Genomic DNA, 15889 nt, shown 5'->3' with positions numbered 1-15889 from the left:
CCGCCGGCGCCCTGCCCACCCTGCACGACCGCTACGGCCTGTCCACCGACGCCATCGTCGCCAAGGTCAAGAGCGAGCTGGACGGCGCCGGCCGGCCCGGGCGGCCCGGCCGCGCAGCGTGGCCGGCCGACCCCGCGCCGGCCACCGTCTGACCCCGCACCGCCACCCCGACACCCCCCAGGAGAAGACATGTCCGTCCACGGCAAGACCGCCCTCGTCACCGGCGCCGGTTCCACGCGCGGCATCGGCCGGGCCACGGCCCACACCCTGGCCGCCGCCGGTTGGGACATCGCGATCCTCGACCTCGACGAGGCCAGCGCGAAGGAGGCCGCACACGAGATCGTGGAGCGGCACGGCGTGCAGGCCGTCGGCCTCGGCTGCGACGTCACCGACGAGGCCTCCGTCGACAACGCGCTCGCCGTCCTCGGCGAGTCCCTTCCTCCCGTCGGCGCGCTCGTCAACAACGCCGGCATCACCTCCCCCACCCCGTTCGTCGAGGTCACCGGGGAGGAGTGGGACCGCATCTTCGCGGTGAACGTCCGCGGCGCCTTCAACGTCACCCGCCGGATCGCCCCGGGCATGGCCGAGCGCGGCTTCGGGCGCATCGTGTTCCTGGCGTCGGTGTCGGCCGAGCGGGGCGGCGGCGTGTTCGGCGGTGTTGCCTACTCCGCGGCCAAGGCGGCCCAGCTCGGCTTCACCCGCGCGCTGGCCCGCGAGCTGGGTCCCGACGGCGTGACGGTCAACGCCGTCGCCCCGGGGCTGATCGACACCGACATCACCGGCGGGGCGCTCGAGGGGGAGCGCAAGGCGGCGCTCGTCGCCGGGATCCCCGTGGGACGCAACGGCACCGTCCACGACGTCGCCGACCTGATCACCTACCTGTGCCGGGAGGAGTCCGGGTACATCACGGGGGTCACCTACGACGTCAACGGCGGCTCGCACATCCACTGACCGGTCTGATCGGTGTGACCGGTCCGGGCGGGCCTCACGGTTCGATGAGGCCCGCCCGGATCGCGTACCGCGTGAGCTGGGTGCGGTCCCGCAGCTCCAGCTTCTGCAGGACGTTGGCCCGGTGACGCTCCACGGTCTTCACGCTGATCACCAGCAGCGCGGCGATGTCCTTGGACGACCGGCCCTCCGCGATCAGCTTGACGACCTCCTCCTCCCGCGGGGTGAGGACGTTGCCGGGCAGGCGTTCGCCGCGCCGCGCGCGCTGCAGGTGCTCCCGCATGAGGGCGGTGAGCGCGTCGGGGTAGATGAACGGCTCGCCCCGCATCACCGCCCGGCACGCCTCGACGAGGTCCCGGTCGGCCACGGACTTCAGCACGTAGCCGCAGGCGCCGGCCTTCAGCGCCTCGAAGAAGTACTGGTCGTTGTCGTACATCGACAGCAGCAGGATGCGCGGCGACGGCGAGCGCCGGGACATCTCGCGGGCGGCCTGCAGACCGGTCAGCCCCGGCATGGCGACGTCCAGCACCGCGAGGTCGACGTCGATCACCCGGGACAGGGCGAGCGCCTCCCGCCCGTCGCCGGCCTCGGCCACCACGGTCAGGTCCGGCTCGTTCTCCAGGATCAGCCGCACCCCCCGGCGGACCAGCGCGTGGTCGTCGGCCAGCAGGACCCGGGTGACCCCGGCCGGTCTCATGCCCGACCCCCTGTACGGGCACCGGGACGAAGAGGAGGAGCTCGGTCCCGCCGTCGGCGTGGGTGCCCACGGTGAGGGTGGCACCCACCAGCATCGCCCGCTCGCGCATCCCGCGGATCCCCGCCCCCTCCGGCGATCCGCGGCCGAGCCCCCGGCCGTCGTCGGTGATCCGCAGCAGGACGGCGTCGCCCGGCAGCGTCGCGGAGAGCTCCACGACGACCCGGCCGGCGCCCGCGTGCCGGGCCACGTTGGTCAGCGCCTCCTGCGCGACCCGGTAGACGACCAGCTCCGCCTGCGCGCCGAGCGGGGGCAGGTCCGAGCTGAACCGCCGGCACACCTCGGCGCCGGTGAACCGGGCGTGCTCGGTCACCAGCGAGGTCAGCGCGCTGACCAGGCCGAGGTCGTCCAGCACCCCCGGCCGGAGCCGGCGGGCCACCTGGCGGACCTCGTCGAGGCTGGCCCGCGCGGTCTCCTGGACCAGCAGCACCTCCGGCGCGAGGTCGGCGGGCACCCGGTCGGCCACCCGGCGGAGCCCGAGGAGCACCGCGGTCAGGCTCTGCCCCACCTCGTCGTGCAGCTCCTGGGCGACCCGCTGCCGCTCGCCCTCCTGCGCCGCCAGCGCCAGCGCGCTGCTCGAGCTCCGCTCGGCCTCCAGCCGGGCCAGCATCGCGTTGAAGCTGTGGATGAGGTCGGACACCACCCCGTTGCCGGCCTCGGGCAGCCGCTGGCCCGGCTGCAGCAGGTCCACACCCTCCATCAGGTGCCGCAGGCGGTCCAGCGGGGCGAGCGTGGCCCGCAGCAGGGCACCGTTGGCGAACAGGATCACGGCCAGCCCGACGGCCAGGACGACGGCCTCGGTGGCGAGCACCGGGGTCGAGACGGTCGCCGGGGAGGCGGCGAGCACCGCCGTCCCGGCGGCGAAGACCACCCCGTTGATCAGGCACACCCGCCAGAACAGGGACCGGCCCCGGCCCCGGCCCACGGGCACCTCGGGTGCTTCGCTCATGGTCGCCGTCCCCACCGCCCGACCACTCCACCGGTGGCCGCTCAGCACCGAGACTCGGCCATCGGAGCGCGCGGGCCAAGGGGCCGGGCCAGAGATGGGGGGCAGCCCCCATCCCCGCCCGCAGCCGGGCCGGAGTGGGTGCTGCCACGGATACCGCAGCCGGGGTCGCGGCGGCGAGGATCGCTCCCATCCACTCCGCAGCGCCCGGGAGGAGGCGGCGTGCACCCTGGCGCGGACGCCCTGCTCGTCCTCGGCGGCGCGTTCCTCGTCTGCGGCCTCCTCGCCCGGACCGGCGTCCCCATCGGGTTGCCGACCATCCCGCTGTTCATGCTCGCCGGTGTCCTCCTGGGGCCGCACACCCCGGGGTTCGACCTCGTCGCCGACCCCGCCGAGCTCGAGCTCGTCGGCCGGCTGGGCCTCGTCTTCCTGCTGTTCTACCTCGGGCTGGAGTTCTCCCTCGACCAGCTGGCGTCCGGCGGCCGCCGGCTGGGCGCCGCGGCCGGCCTGTACCTCACGCTGAACATCGGCGCCGGGATCGCGCTGGGGCTGGGCCTCGGGTGGGGCGTGTCCGAGGCGTTCGTGTTCGCCGGCATCGTCGGCATCTCCTCCTCGGCGATCGTCACCAAGCTGCTCGTGGAGAACCGGCGGCTGGGGAACCCGGAGACCCGGGTCATCCTCGGCATCGTCGTGATCGAGGACCTGTTCCTCGCCCTGTACCTGGCGTTGCTGCAGCCGGCCCTGGGCGGGGCGACCGGGCCGCTGGAGGCCGGCGTCGGCATCGCCACGGCGTTCGCGTTCCTGCTGGTGCTGTCGGTCGTGGCCCGCCGCGGCACCCGCTGGGTGAGCCGGCTGGTGGGGACGAAGGACGAGGAGATCGTCGTCGTCCTGGCGCTCGGGCTCGCGATCAGCACCGCCGGTCTCGGCGAACGGCTCGGGGTGTCCGACGCGATCGGTGCCTTCATGATCGGCCTGATCCTCGCCGCGACGCCGACCGCCGCCCGCCTGCGCTCGCTGACCCATCCGCTCCGCGACGGGTTCGGCGCCATCTTCTTCTTCCACTTCGGGCTCACCATCGACATCGGCGACGTCGTCCCGGTGCTCCCGCAGGTCCTGCTCGCCGCCGCGACCACCGTCCTGGTCTGCGTCACCGCCGGGGTCCTCGCCGCCCGGCTGCACGGGTTCGGCCGGACGGAGGCGGCGAACATCGGGCTGACCGTCCTCACCCGCGGCGAGTTCTCGCTGGTCCTGGCCTCACTGGCGGTCGGCGCAGGGCTCGACCCGCGGATCGGCGTGTTCGCCGCCGGCTACGTGCTGGTGCTCGCCGTCCTGGGACCGGCCGCGGTCTCGGTCTCCGCCCGGCTGGCCCGGTTCCTCCCGCGCCGGTTGCTGCCGGCCACGGCCGGGCGGCCGGAGCGGCGCGGCGCAGTCCCCCTCGACATGGACGTCGGCACCTCGTCGTTGCACGAGCTCGGCACCGCGCTGCTGCACGTCAGGGTGCTGCCCGGCTCCAGGCTGCACGGTGTCTACATGAACGACCTGCGCCTACCGGAGGGGGCGACGCCGGGGCTGCTCGCCCGCGACGGCGCCACCTTCGCCGTCGCACCGAACACCCGGCTGCAGACCCACGACGTGCTGCTCGTCTTCACCGACCCGGCGCAGCAACCGGCCACCGAGAAGCGGATCCTCGCCGTGCACCGCAGCGGGCGGCTCGCCGCCTGGCTCGGGGACACCGGCAGCTGAGCCGCCGGGTGTCAGCCGCCGAAGGGGAGTCCGCGCCGGTCGCGGTCGCGGCCGCCGTCGTTGAACCGGCCACCCAGGGTCTGGGCCAGGAGCACCGCGCCCCACGGCCCGATCACCCAGATCGGCCAGAAGTACTGCCAGCCCGCGACGAGGGACGTGACCAGCCAGATCGTCAGCACGATGACGCCGGTGCCCGCCCAGCTGGCCCACGCGGCCCGGACGCCGTTGCTCCCGGCCCAGTGGCCGACACCCCACGCACCCCAGCCGGCGTGCCCGGGCAGGTGCGCGGAGGAGGAGCCGGCAGGCGCGGGTGCCGGCGCCGCGGCCGGGCGCTCGAGCGGGGGCAGGTCCTTCGTGAGGGGGTCGAGCTCGCCGTAGGTGCGGGCGGTGTAGGCGCGGGCCAGCCGGTCGTCGTACTCCTCGACGGTCAGCCGCCCCGCGGACAGGTGCTTCCCCAGCAGCTCGGCGACCCGCGCCCGGTCGGCATCGGCGGCGCGGAGGTGCGGGGCGTGGGATGCGGGGTCGGGCATCGCGTTCTCCTCGGGTCCGGTGTGATCAAGTCTCGGGTGGCAGGGACCCCGAGGTCCACTGACGTCTGTCACGACTTCCGGTTCCACGTGGAACCGTCCGCCCGCTGTGGTGAGCTGTCCCGAACGCCCGCGAGGAGGACCGCATGCCGCTCGACCCCGAGCCCGCCCCGTCCGACGACGACGTGACGGCCGGCCCGTGGCCGCCCACCGCGCCGCGGGACGCCCGGGTGCGCGCCGGCGCCGCCGAGCTCGCCGTCGACCTGCGCGGCGGTGCGCTGCGCCGGCTGCTGGTCGGGGACTGGGACGTGCTGGACGGCTATCCAGCCGGGACCGTGCCGGCCGGGCGCCGCGGCGGCGTGCTGGTGCCGTGGCCGAACCGGCTGCGCGGCGGGCAATGGTCCTGGCAGGCGCGGGACCTGCAGCTGGACGTGGTCAGCCCCGGTTCCCCTAACGCGGTGCACGGGCTGCTGACCGCCCAGCCCTGGACGGTGCTCACCCAGCAGGACGACGCGGTCTCGGTCGGCACGGTGCTGGAGCCGCGGTCGGGCTATCCGTTCCGGCTCGCGGTCGCGGTCGACCACGCGCTCGCCCCGGACCGGCTCACGGTGACCGTGCGGGTGCGCAACGCCGGGGACGCCGACGCCCCCTTCGGCGTCGGCATGCACCCCTACCTGCACGTCGGCGCCCCGGCGGAGGGCGGCCTGGCCGACGCGGAGCTCACCGTGCCGGCCCGGCGGGCGCTCGACGTCGAGGACGGGCTGCCCACCGGGAGCACCCGGCCCTTCGACGGGGCCGTCGGCCGGATCGGGGACCGGCAGCTCGACGACCCCGTCACCGACCTGGTGCGCGACGACGACGGCTGGGCCCGGGTGCGGCTGCGCGGGCCGGCAGGGGAGCTGGAGCTCGCCGTCGACCGGTCGTGGCCCTGGCTGCAGGTCTACTCCGGCGACACGCTGCCGGCCGGGCAGCGCCGCCGCAGCCTCGCCGTGGAGCCGATGACCTGCCCGCCCAACGCGCTGGCCGACGGCGTGGACCTCGTCGTCCTGCCGCCCGGGGGCACCTGGTCGGGCACCTGGACGCTGCGCTGGACCCCGGCGGCACCGTGAGCCTGCAGGTCGTGGAGGTGTGGCGCTTCCCGGTGAAATCGCTGCTGGGGGAGCGCCTCGACACCGCGGAGGTCGGCCCCCAGGGCGTCGCCGGAGACCGCGCCTGGGCCTTGTTCGACGTCGCGACCGGCCTGGGCCTGACCGCCCGGCGGGTGCCGGAGCTGCTGTTCGCCGCCGGCCGGCTGCGCGCCGGCGGCGGGGTCGAGGTGGTGCTGCCCGACGGCACGGTCACCGACGACGACGACGTCCTGTCCGGCTGGGCCGGGCGGCCGGTGACCCTCCGCGCGGCCGCGGACATGACCGGACCGCGCCGGTACGAGAGCCCGCAGGACGCCGAGGACGAGGAGCGCGGGCGCTGGAACCCCTTCTCCGGAGCCGACGGTGCCTTCCACGACAACGCCGACGCGCGGGTCACCCTGGTGTCCACGGAGACCCTCGGCTCCTGGGACCGCCGGCGCTTCCGGGCCAACGTGGTGCTCGCCGGCGGCGGCGAGGACGACCTGGTCGGCAGCCGGGTGCGGCTGGGCGGGGCGGAGCTCGACGTCGTCCGGTCCGTGCCGCGGTGCGTGATGACGACCCGGCCGCAGGCCGGCGGGATCGCTCGCGACACCGGGGTGCTGAAGACCATCCACCGGGAGCTCGGCGGAGCGCTCGCCGTGGGGGCGCTGGTCACCCGTCCCGGCCGGATCGAGGTGGGCGATGCGCTGGTCCGGCTCTGAGCGGGGCAGGATCGCGCCGTGCGCACCGTCGAGCTCCGTCCCGGGGACGAGTCCATCCGGCTGGGCCAGCTGTTGAAGCTGGTGGACGCCGTCCCCTCGGGCGCCCAGGTCAAGGACGTCCTCACCGCCGGCGACGTGCGGGTGAACGGCGAGCCGGAGGACCGGCGCGGCCGGCAGCTGCGCCGGGGTGACGTCGTGTCGGTGACCGGCCAGGAGGACGTGCGCATCGACTGAGCGTGAGCGGTGACTGCTCGTGCGTCACCCTATTTCGGCGTGTCCAAAGATTGACAGGAACGTCACAGGAGACAGGTGAATGCCGTGGGATCCGGGGCATGGGCGGTGCAGCCCCCGGGCGGTGGTGGTCGTGCGGACCCGCCGCCCGGGGCTGCAGCCTCTACCCCGGCTCCGCCGCGCTGAACCGCCGCGCTCCAGCCCGGAGGCGCTCGGCTCAGGCCGGGATGCGCAGGTCGGCGACCAGCGCCCGGTGATCCGAGCCCGGCAGCTGCACCACCCGAAGCTCGGCCACCCCCACCCGCGGGTCGACCAGCACGTGGTCCAGGGTCAGCCGCGGCTGCGGGAACCGGACCGGTGCCCAGGTGGCCCGCAGCCCCTGTCCCGCCGCACGCCCGGCGTCCACCCAGCCACGCCGCACCAGGCGGCGGAAGGCGGCGTGGTCGGCGGCGGCGTTGAAGTCACCGGCCAGCACCCGGACCACGTCCCCGCCGGGCGCCGGCAGCCCGGCCAGGTCCTCCTCCCAGGCCCGCACCCCGGCCGCGAACCGCAGCGGCGGGTGGACGTGCACGGCCGTGACCTCGACGTCCGGCCCGCCCGGCAGCGCGAGCAACAGTTGCGGCTGCTCGAAGTGCCCGGGCACCCGGCTCCGTGCGACGACCGGCAACCGGGTCCAGACCGAGCCCCCGGCCCCGAGCTGCGCCGGGTCGGCCGGGAGCAGGGTGTGCTCGGTCGGCAGCAGACCGGGGAGCCCGGCGGCGACCAGACGGTCCCGGCCGTCCCGGGTGACCTCCATCAGCGTCAGCACGTCGGCGTCGCAGCCGGCGACCAGGTCGACCAGCGCAGCGGCGTCCACCCGGGTGTGCAGCGTGTTGAGCGAGACGAGCCGCAGCCGCCGGCCCTCCGCGGGAGTGGGCTGCCGCCGGGCGCGGGCGAGCACCGGGACGGCCAGCGCCGCGGTCGCCCCCGCGGCCAGCGCGGTGGCGGCCGGTGACCGGGCCAGCAGTGCCGTGCCCAGCGGCAGGACGCCGGTGGCCGCTGCGTACGGGGTGAACGTGAGCGCCGGCACCAGCGGGAACCCGCGTTCGGCCCCGGCCAGCCGCAGCGCGGCCCACACCGCCCACGGCACGGGGAACAGCAGCGCCACGCGCTCGGGCACGGGCTGGTGCAGACGCACGCCGTCCATCGTGCCGGGGGCGCCCGCCGCGGCCGAACGCCTTGTCCGCTCCCCGCCTCCCGGTCATCCTCGGGACGCATGGACGTCGTCTGCGTCGGCGGTGGTCCGGCGGGCCTGTTCTTCGCGGTGTGCGCCCGGCGACGGGTCCCGGGGCTGTCGGTCCGGGTCGTGGAACGGAACCGGCCCGGGGCCACGTCGGGCTGGGGTGTCACCTACTCCGACCGGCTGATGGACCTGCTGCACGAGAACGACCCGGTGGCCGCCCGGGAGGTCCGGGCCCGCTCGGTCGCCTGGCACGAGCAGGAGTGGCGGCTGAACGGCTCCTCGGCCTACGTGTCGCACTTCCGGTCCGCCCTCGAGCGCTCCGCCCTGCTCGAGATCCTCACCCGGCGGGCCGTCGAGCTCGGCGCGGAGGTCGAGTTCGGCCAGGAGGTGGACGACGTGTCCGCGCTGCGGGGCGCGGACCTCGTCGTCGCGGCCGACGGCGTGGGCAGCCGGGTGCGACGGCAGTTCGGCGAGCACTTCGGGACGTCGACGGTGACCGGGCGCAACCGCTACCTGTGGCTGGGCACCGACCGGGTGTTCCCCCGGATGACCTTCCCCTTCGAGCGGACCGACGCCGGCTGGATCTGGATGCACGCCTACCCGTCGAGCCGGACGTCGAGCACCTGCGTGGTCGAGTGCCCACCGGAGACGTGGGAGGGCCTGGGCCTGGACACCATGCCGAGCGACCAGGGGCTGCGGCTGCTGGCGGAGGTCTTCGCGCAGCCGCTGCGCGGGCGGCCGCTCACCGGCCGGTCCGCGCACGGCCCGGGGTCCTGGCAGCGCTTCCAGCACCTGACCAACCGGACCTGGGCCCACGAGAACGTCGTCCTCATGGGCGACGCGGCGCACGCCGCGCACTTCACCTGGGCGTCGGGCACGCGGCTGGGCATGACCGACGCCGCGGCGCTGGCCGAGAGCCTGGCCGCGGAGCGCGACCTCCCCGCGGCGCTGGCGGCCTACGACCGGCGGCGCCGGGAGCGGGCCAACCGCACCGTGGAGTCCGCCCGGCGCCGCTCCGAGCGGTGGGAGCAGCTCGACGGGCAGCTGGAGAGGGACGCGCTGACGTTCGTGTACGGCAAGAGCGGGCGCCGCGACGAGGCCACGCTGCGCCGGCTGCGCCCGGTGTACCGGGTCGGGCAGCTGGGGGCCGTCCGGGCCGCCGGCCGCCGGGCCCGCGCGGCCTACCGCTGGTACCGGAACCGCGGGCGCTGGGCGAGCGAGGACGGGTCGCCGGTGGTGCGCGCCGGGGACCGGGTGCGGTCGGGCTGAGCGGCCCGGCAGGCCCTCGTCCGGTCGCCGTCGCCGATCTCGGCGAAGATGACCCGGACGGGCCGTCCGCGACGGGTCCGCCAGGGGCTGGTGGTCGCGGCGGCAGAGGAGAGTGGGCACCGATGGCGGTCGAGCACGTGGAGGTAGAGCGGAAGTTCGACGTCGAGGAGTCGTTCGTGCTGCCCGACCTCCGGGACGTCCCCGGAGTCACCGAGGTGTCCCCGCCGGTGGAGCACGTGCTGGAGGCCGCCTACTACGACACGGCCGACCTGCGGCTGGCGCGCGCCCGGGTGACCTTGCGCCGCCGGACCGGCGGGAGCGACGCCGGCTGGCACGTGAAGCTGCCGGCGGCGGCCGGGGCGCGCCGCGAGCTGCACTCGCCGGCCGGGCGGGCCGCCCGCACCCCACCGAAGGCGGTGCTGGAGCCGGTGCTGGGCATCGTGCGGTCCACGCCGGCCGAGCAGGTGGCCGAGCTGCGCACCCGGCGCGAGGTCACCGAGCTGCGGAACGCCGAGGGCCAGGTGCTCGCCGAGATCGCCGATGACCACGTGACGGGGACCGCGCTGTCCGCCGAGCCCGGCGGGGCCGCCGTCGTCACGGCGTGGCGCGAGCTGGAGGTCGAGCTCGTCGACGGCGACGAGGCGCTGCTCGCCGCGGTGGCCGAGGCGGTGGAGGGCGCGGGCGCGCGGCCGGCCGCCTCGCCGTCCAAGCTCGCCCGGGTGCTGGCCGACCGGCTGGCCGACCTGGACGGGGCGGCACCGGAGGCGGCCGCCCCCGAGCCGGCGCCCGGCAAGAAGGGCAGGAAGGGCAGGAAGAAGGCGGCGGACGGCGGGGACCCCGGCCGCCCCGCGGGTGAGGTCCTCCGCGCGGTGCTGCGCGACCAGGTCGCCGCGCTGCAGGACGCCGACCTGATGGTGCGCACCGGCCAGCCCGACGCGGTGCACCAGGTGCGGGTGGCCTGCCGCCGGCTGCGCAGCATCCTGGCCGCCTTCCGCCCGGTGCTCGACCGTGCGCAGACCGACCCGCTCCGGCAGGAGCTCGCCGACGTGGGGGCCGCGCTGTCCGGCGGTCGGGACGCCGAGGTGGCGCTGGGCCACCTGCGCGCCCTCGTCGCCGGGCAGCCGGAGGAGCTCGTGCTCGGCCCGGTGGCCGCGCGACTGCGGCAGGCCGAGATCAAGGAGCTGCAGGCGGCGGAGGGCAAGGCCCGCAAGGTGCTCTCCGGCGCGGCGTACCTCCAGCTGCGCGACGACCTGGACGCGCTCCTGGCCGATCCGCCGCTCACCGCGCACGCCGCGGCCGCGGCCGACGAGGTGGCGCGCGAGGTGCTGGGCCGGACGGCGAAGCGGCTGCGCCGGACCGTCCACGCGGCGATGGACACCGACGACCCGACCGCGTTGCACGAGGTCCGCAAGGCCGCCAAGCGGGTGCGGTACTCCGCGGAGGCGGTGGTCCCGGTGCTGGGGGAGCCGGTGGCCGAGCTGGTCGACGCGCTCAAGGACGTGCAGGACGTGCTCGGCGCCCGGCAGGACACCGTCGTCACCCGCGAGCTGTGCACCCGGATCGGGCGGCAGGCCTTCGGTGCGGGCGAGAACGCCTGGACGTACGGTCGGCTGCACGGCCTGGAGGAGGCCCGGGCGGAACGGGCCGAACAGGACTTCTGGGCCTGCTGGCCGGTGCTGGTCCCCGTGCTGAAGGCCGCCGTCCGGCCGTGAGGCGGTCGTCGCGGGGGGAGGAGCTGTCCTGATCGGCTTCGCGGTCGTCGTGCTGGTCGCGATGCTGCTGTTGCACGGGTACCTGTGGTGGCGGCTGGTGCGCGCGACGACGCGCCCGGGCAGTGTCCGCCGCGGGCTGACCCTGCTCGTCGTCGTCCTGGCGCTGCTGCCCACGCTGGCGGTGACGCTGCGGGGCAGCGTGCCGCTGGCGGCCTACACGCCGCTGGCCTGGGTCGGGTTCAGCTGGCTCGGGCTGGCGTTCTACGCGTTCCTGTCGCTGCTGGTCACCGAGCCGGTCCGGCTCGCAGCCCGGCTGCGCCGCCGCAGCCCGGCGCCGGCACGGCAGGAGGTCCTCGTCCCGTCCGGGCACGACACCCCCGCCCCGGCCCCGGCCGCGGAGACCCCGGAGCTCCCGCGGCGGCTGTTCCTGGCCCGCACCCTGGCCGCCGGGGCCGGCGCCGTGGCGCTGGGGACGGCGGGCACCGGCGCGGTGCTCGCCAACTCGGCGCCCGTCGTCCGCCGGGTGCCCGTGCGGATCCCGCGGCTGGACCCCGCGCTGGCCGGCCTGCGGATCGTCACGTTCTCCGACGGGCACCTGTCGGCCACCTACGGCGGGCGCCGGTTCGAGCGGGTCGTGGAGACGATCAACGCGCAGCGCCCCGACGTCGTGGCGATCGTCGGCGACCTGGTCGACGGCGAGGTCGACGAGCTGCGCGAGGACGTGGCCCCGCTCGCGGACCTGGTCAGCGAGCAGGGCGTCTACTTCGTGACCGGCAACCACGAGTACTTCGCCGACACCACGGCCTGGCTGCGTCACCTGCCCACGCTGGGCGTGCAGGTGCTGCGCAACGAGCGGGTGGAGGTCCGCCGCGGGGCGGCCGCGTTCGACCTGGCCGGCATCGACGACCGGACGGCGGTGATGTCGGGACTGCCCGGGCACGGCGCGGACCTCGACGCCGCGCTCGACGGCCGGGACGACGCGCGCCCGGTCGTGCTGATGGCCCACCAGCCGGTGCAGGTGGCGCAGGCCCGCGCGACGGGGGTGGACCTGCAGCTGTCCGGCCACACGCACGGCGGTCAGCTGTGGCCCTTCGACTACGGGGTCCTGCTCGACCAGCCCGCCGTGGAGGGCTGGTCGATGCAGGGGGAGACGCAGCTCTACATCACCGCGGGGGCGGGCTACTGGGGTCCGCCGATGCGGGTGGGCGCCCGCCCCGAGGTGACGGTGATCGAGCTGCACCCCGGGCAGCCGGTGGACCCCGGCCGGTGAGGGCGTCGACCGTCAGCCGGTGAAGGCCGCGGTCTCCTCGAGCCGGTCCGTGGGCACGGTCTTCAGCTGGGCGACCGCGTCGGCGAGCGGGAACAGCGTGATCCCGGTCCCGCGCAGGGCGACCATCTGCCCGAACTGCTCCTCGTGGGCGGCGATCGTGGCGTGCAGCCCGAAGCGGGTGGCCAGCACCCGGTCGAAGGAGGTCGGGGTCCCACCGCGCTGCACGTGGCCGAGCACCGTCGTCCGCACCTCCTTGCCGGTGCGCCGCTCGATCTCCTCCCCGAGCTGCTGCGCCACCCCGGTGAACCGCCGGTGGCCGAACTCGTCGACCCCGCCGTCGCGCAGCGGCATCGTCCCCGGCAGCGGCGTCGCGCCCTCGCTGACCACCCCGATCACGTGCCGGTGGCCGCGGTCGAACCGGGCGGTGACCAGCCGGCACACCTCGTCGATGTCGAACGGCTCCTCGGGGGTGATCGTCAGGTGCGCGCCGGCCGCGAGTCCGGCGTTGAGCGCGATCCAGCCGGCGTGCCGGCCCATCACCTCGACGAGCAGCACCCGCTGGTGCGACTCGGCGGTGGTGTGCAGCCGGTCGATCATGTCGGTGGCGATGCTGACCGCGGTGTCGAAGCCGAAGGTCAGGTCGGTGCCGTCGATGTCGTTGTCGATGGTCTTGGGCACCCCGACGACGGGCACGCCCTCCGAGGACAGCCAGGCTGCGGCGGTGAGCGTGCCCTCCCCGCCGATCGGGATCAGCACGTCCACGCCGTGCCCCTCGAGCACCTCGCGCATCCGGCCGAGACCGTCCCGCAGCCGCTGCGGAGCCACCCGGGCCGAGCCCAGGACCGTGCCGCCGCGGGTGAGCAGGCCGTTGACCAGCGGCCGGTCCAGCTTCATCGCGTCGTCCTCGAGCAGCCCGCGCCACCCGTTCCGGAAGCCGATGACGTCGCTGCCGTACTGCTTCTCCGCGGTCCGGACCACCGCCCGCAGGACGGCGTTGAGGCCGGGGCAGTCGCCGCCGCCGGTCAGGACCCCGATGCGCACCTGTGCTCCTCCGGACGAGGGGGATGATCGCGAGCACCGTACGTCATGACGTCTAGACGTCTCCTCGTGCAGTACTTTTCTCGGCGTGGCGAGTCTTGAGGCCGGACCCAAGTACCTCGCGGTCCGCGAGGCGCTCCGCCGCCGTGCCTCCGCCCTGCCGGAGCACACGCTGCTCCCGCCCGAGCCGGTGCTGTGCGCCGAGTACGGCGTCAGCCGGATCACCCTGCGCCGCGCGGTCGACGGGCTGGTGGCCGACGGGCACCTGGTGCGCGAGCAGGGGCGCGGCACCTTCGTGAGCCGGCCGGGCATCCGGCACGAGTACCGGGAGAGCTTCGTCCATCGCATCGCCGGGTTCCACTCGGTGATGACCGAGCAGGGTGCCCAGGTCGGCACCACGGTGCTCGCCCAGCGCATCGTGCCGGCCGCGCCGGCCATCGCCGCCGAGCTGTCGCTGGGCGCGGCCGAGGACGTGGTCGAGCTCGTCCGGCTGCGCAGCGTCGACGGGGCGCCGAACCACGTCGTCCGCAGCTTCCTGCCGGCCGACCGGTACCCGACGGCGGCCGTTCAGGACTTCGGGCACGGCTCGCTGTACGAGTTCCTGCGCCGGGAGTACCAGGCCGACCTCGCGCACGCCCGGATCGTCGTGGACGTCGGGACGGCGGCCGCCGACGAGGCCGAGTTGCTGGCGGTCGTCGCCGGCTCGCCGCTGCTGGTGGTCCGCACCACCGTCCGTGACACGAGCGGCCACCCGCTCGTGCACAGCTTCTCCCGGCTCCGCCCGGACGTCAGCCAGGTCGAGTTCGAGGTGTCGGTCGGCGGGCGCTGACCCGCCCGGTCCGGCGTTCCCGCCGTCCGGCCCGGGTAGGGCCGGCGCATGACCGTCAGCTTCTTCGCGCTCTACCGCACCCCGGACGACCCGGCCGCCTTTGACGAGAAGTACTTCGGGACCCACGTCCCGCTGGTCGAGAAGACCCCCGGCCTCGTGGAGAACCGCGTCCACCGGGTGCGGCGCCAGGTGGTCGGCAAGCCGAGCTACCACCTGCTCGCCGAGCTGGTCTTCGAGTCGAAGGAGGCGATGAAGGCCGCGTTCGACTCGCCGGAGTGGGCGGCCAGCGGCGCGAACCTGCAGGAGTGGGGCGGCATGGACCTGGTGACCATGTTCACCGCCGAGCCTCACGGACCCGGCACCGGCACCGGCACCGGCTCGGGCTGATCAGGCCGACAGCTCGAGCGGTGTGGCCTGCAGCCGCAGCCGCTGTGCGCGCAGCAGCACCCGGTCGACGGCGTGCTCGACGTGCCGGGCCAGCCCGGTGACCGCCGCGCGGACCGACTCGTCCAGCGGTCGTTCCTGGTCCCAGCCGACCATGAGGGCCCCGGTCGAGGAGTGCTGGCCGAGGACGAGCGGCACGGCCAGCCCGGCGGCGACGCCCCCGGCGGGGAGGCGGGCCAGCGCGGTGAACAGGCGCCCGCCCTCCTCCCGGCTGGGCACGGTCACCAGCCGCCGGTCGTGCGCCGCCGCGCCCATCGGGTGCTCGTTGCCGAGGCAGACCGTCGCCACCGGGCCCGCGGACGGCGGCGCCCCGGTGACCGCCGCCCACACCCGCAGGTCGGTGCTGCCGGCTTCGGCCAGGCCGAGCAGGGTGGCCGTGGCCCCCAGCGGTGACCGGACCAGGCGGTCGACGGTGCGCAGCACCTCGGCGAAGGTCTCGACCGGCAGCAGCGCCTGGCTGAGCCGGGCGACCAGGCGGGCCCGGTCGGCCTCCGCCTCCGCGGCCAGCAGCGCGACGCGGGACGCCTCGGCCGCCGCGGCCGCCGAGGCGTCCGCGCGCCGGGTGGCGGCCCGCGCCTCCTCCTCGGCCAGCTCGACGGCGCGCAGCTGCAGCAGCCGGGAGCACTCCCCGGCGAGCCGGTTCAGCACGGTCAGCTCCCGCGCCGTCCAGGTGCGCGGCCGCACGTCGATGACGCAGAGGACACCGATCGGGTGCCCGTGCGCGTCCACCAGGGGCGCGCCGGTGTAGGCGACCACGTTGAGCGCCTGCACGGCCTCCCTGTCCGGAGCGGCCGGGGAGGTGCGGATGTCCCGGATCACGAGTGGGTTGCCGGTGCGCACCACCGGCAGGCTCAACGACTCGCTCAACGGCGTGGAGCGCCGGCTGTTCCAGGGTTCCGGCAGACCGAACGCGCCCGGGAAGACCTGCCCGCCCTTGGACACCAGCACGACGAAGGCGCGCGGGGCGCACATCTGCTCGGCGAGGGCGGCCGCCAGCCGGTCGAACACCGGGTCCGGGCGGGCGGGCAGTACCGACCACGTGGGCAGGTCGTACAGCTCCTCTCCCGTGGTGACCACCCCCCGTCGTCCTCGTGCCCGCCGCTTCGCGGCGGGGCGCTCACCCCTTCG

Annotated in this window: 15 protein-coding genes and 1 pseudogene; 10 read left to right on the top strand and 6 right to left on the bottom strand. The window is 75.7% G+C overall.

Annotated elements, in window-relative coordinates:
- The first annotated feature begins 189 nt into the window (after positions 1–189).
- On the top strand, positions 190–951 hold the full coding sequence (locus HK417_RS16150; RefSeq protein WP_222268260.1) for an SDR family NAD(P)-dependent oxidoreductase: 762 nt from the start codon (positions 190–192) through the stop codon (positions 949–951).
- A gap of 34 nt (positions 952–985) precedes the next feature.
- Here the strand turns inward: HK417_RS16150 and HK417_RS16145 are convergent, their stop codons facing one another.
- Together HK417_RS16145 and HK417_RS26955 are read right to left on the bottom strand one after the other, a co-directional pair.
- Positions 986–1645 carry a response regulator gene (locus HK417_RS16145; RefSeq protein ID WP_222268258.1) on the bottom strand — a complete coding sequence of 220 codons (660 nt, stop codon included), beginning with the start codon at positions 1643–1645 and terminating at the stop codon, positions 986–988.
- 79 nt (positions 1646–1724) lie between these two features.
- A pseudogene (locus tag HK417_RS26955) lies at positions 1725–2312 on the bottom strand (sensor histidine kinase); the annotation flags it as partial.
- A 558-nt stretch (positions 2313–2870) separates the two neighbouring features.
- On the opposite strand from HK417_RS26955, the gene HK417_RS16135 reads away from it, so the two are divergent.
- Positions 2871–4391, top strand: coding sequence for a cation:proton antiporter (locus HK417_RS16135; RefSeq protein WP_222268256.1), 1521 nt, complete (start codon positions 2871–2873; stop codon positions 4389–4391).
- 11 nt (positions 4392–4402) lie between these two features.
- On the opposite strand, the gene HK417_RS16130 is transcribed toward HK417_RS16135, so the two are convergent.
- A complete protein-coding gene (locus HK417_RS16130; RefSeq protein WP_222268254.1) occupies positions 4403–4921 on the bottom strand; it encodes a DUF1707 SHOCT-like domain-containing protein in 519 nt (172 codons plus the stop codon).
- A 143-nt stretch (positions 4922–5064) separates the two neighbouring features.
- On the opposite strand from HK417_RS16130, the gene HK417_RS16125 reads away from it, so the two are divergent.
- From HK417_RS16125 to HK417_RS16115, 3 genes are read left to right on the top strand one after another with little or no spacing between them, the layout of a single operon-like run.
- Complete coding sequence (locus tag HK417_RS16125; RefSeq protein WP_222268252.1) at positions 5065–6027, top strand: aldose epimerase family protein; 963 nt, start codon at positions 5065–5067, stop codon at positions 6025–6027.
- Positions 6024–6746: an MOSC domain-containing protein gene (locus tag HK417_RS16120; protein ID WP_308123635.1), complete on the top strand. Its 723-nt coding sequence runs from the start codon at positions 6024–6026 to the stop codon at positions 6744–6746. Before HK417_RS16125 ends, HK417_RS16120 begins: the two co-directional genes overlap by 4 nt.
- A gap of 18 nt (positions 6747–6764) precedes the next feature.
- Positions 6765–6980: an RNA-binding S4 domain-containing protein gene (locus HK417_RS16115; RefSeq protein ID WP_222268250.1), complete on the top strand. Its 216-nt coding sequence runs from the start codon at positions 6765–6767 to the stop codon at positions 6978–6980.
- A 214-nt stretch (positions 6981–7194) separates the two neighbouring features.
- On the opposite strand, the gene HK417_RS16110 is transcribed toward HK417_RS16115, so the two are convergent.
- Complete coding sequence (locus tag HK417_RS16110; protein ID WP_308123634.1) at positions 7195–8154, bottom strand: endonuclease/exonuclease/phosphatase family protein; 960 nt, start codon at positions 8152–8154, stop codon at positions 7195–7197.
- A gap of 78 nt (positions 8155–8232) precedes the next feature.
- On the opposite strand from HK417_RS16110, the gene HK417_RS16105 reads away from it, so the two are divergent.
- From HK417_RS16105 to HK417_RS16095, 3 genes are all read left to right on the top strand, one after another.
- A complete protein-coding gene (locus tag HK417_RS16105) occupies positions 8233–9468 on the top strand; it encodes an FAD-dependent monooxygenase (protein WP_222268246.1) in 1236 nt (411 codons plus the stop codon).
- A gap of 122 nt (positions 9469–9590) precedes the next feature.
- Entirely contained in the window at positions 9591–11180 is a 1590-nt protein-coding gene (locus HK417_RS16100; protein ID WP_222268244.1) for a CYTH and CHAD domain-containing protein, read from the top strand.
- A gap of 49 nt (positions 11181–11229) precedes the next feature.
- A complete protein-coding gene (locus HK417_RS16095; RefSeq protein ID WP_308123633.1) occupies positions 11230–12450 on the top strand; it encodes a metallophosphoesterase in 1221 nt (406 codons plus the stop codon).
- A 12-nt stretch (positions 12451–12462) separates the two neighbouring features.
- Here HK417_RS16095 and HK417_RS16090 read toward each other — a convergent pair whose 3' ends face one another.
- The gene (locus HK417_RS16090; protein WP_222268242.1) at positions 12463–13491 is read right to left on the bottom strand and encodes an ATP-dependent 6-phosphofructokinase; all 1029 of its coding nucleotides are present in this window, start codon (positions 13489–13491) and stop codon (positions 12463–12465) included.
- A gap of 85 nt (positions 13492–13576) precedes the next feature.
- Here HK417_RS16090 and HK417_RS26530 point away from each other — a divergent pair, with 85 nt between their 5' ends.
- Positions 13577–14317, top strand: coding sequence for a GntR family transcriptional regulator (locus HK417_RS26530; RefSeq protein ID WP_222268240.1), 741 nt, complete (start codon positions 13577–13579; stop codon positions 14315–14317).
- 48 nt (positions 14318–14365) lie between these two features.
- Positions 14366–14704 (top strand): EthD family reductase, encoded by a 339-nt coding sequence (locus HK417_RS16080; protein WP_222268238.1) that lies wholly within the window; start codon positions 14366–14368, stop codon positions 14702–14704.
- Here the strand turns inward: HK417_RS16080 and HK417_RS16075 are convergent, their stop codons facing one another.
- Positions 14705–15838: a GAF domain-containing protein gene (locus HK417_RS16075; protein ID WP_222268236.1), complete on the bottom strand. Its 1134-nt coding sequence runs from the start codon at positions 15836–15838 to the stop codon at positions 14705–14707. It lies immediately after the preceding gene.
- Positions 15839–15889 lie beyond the last annotated feature (51 nt).

This window comes from Modestobacter marinus (assembly GCF_019799945.1).
GTDB classification, from domain to species: domain Bacteria; phylum Actinomycetota; class Actinomycetes; order Mycobacteriales; family Geodermatophilaceae; genus Modestobacter; species Modestobacter marinus_B.
The sequence above is the reverse complement of the archived record's forward strand: the minus strand, read 5'-3'. Positions and strand labels throughout refer to the sequence as shown.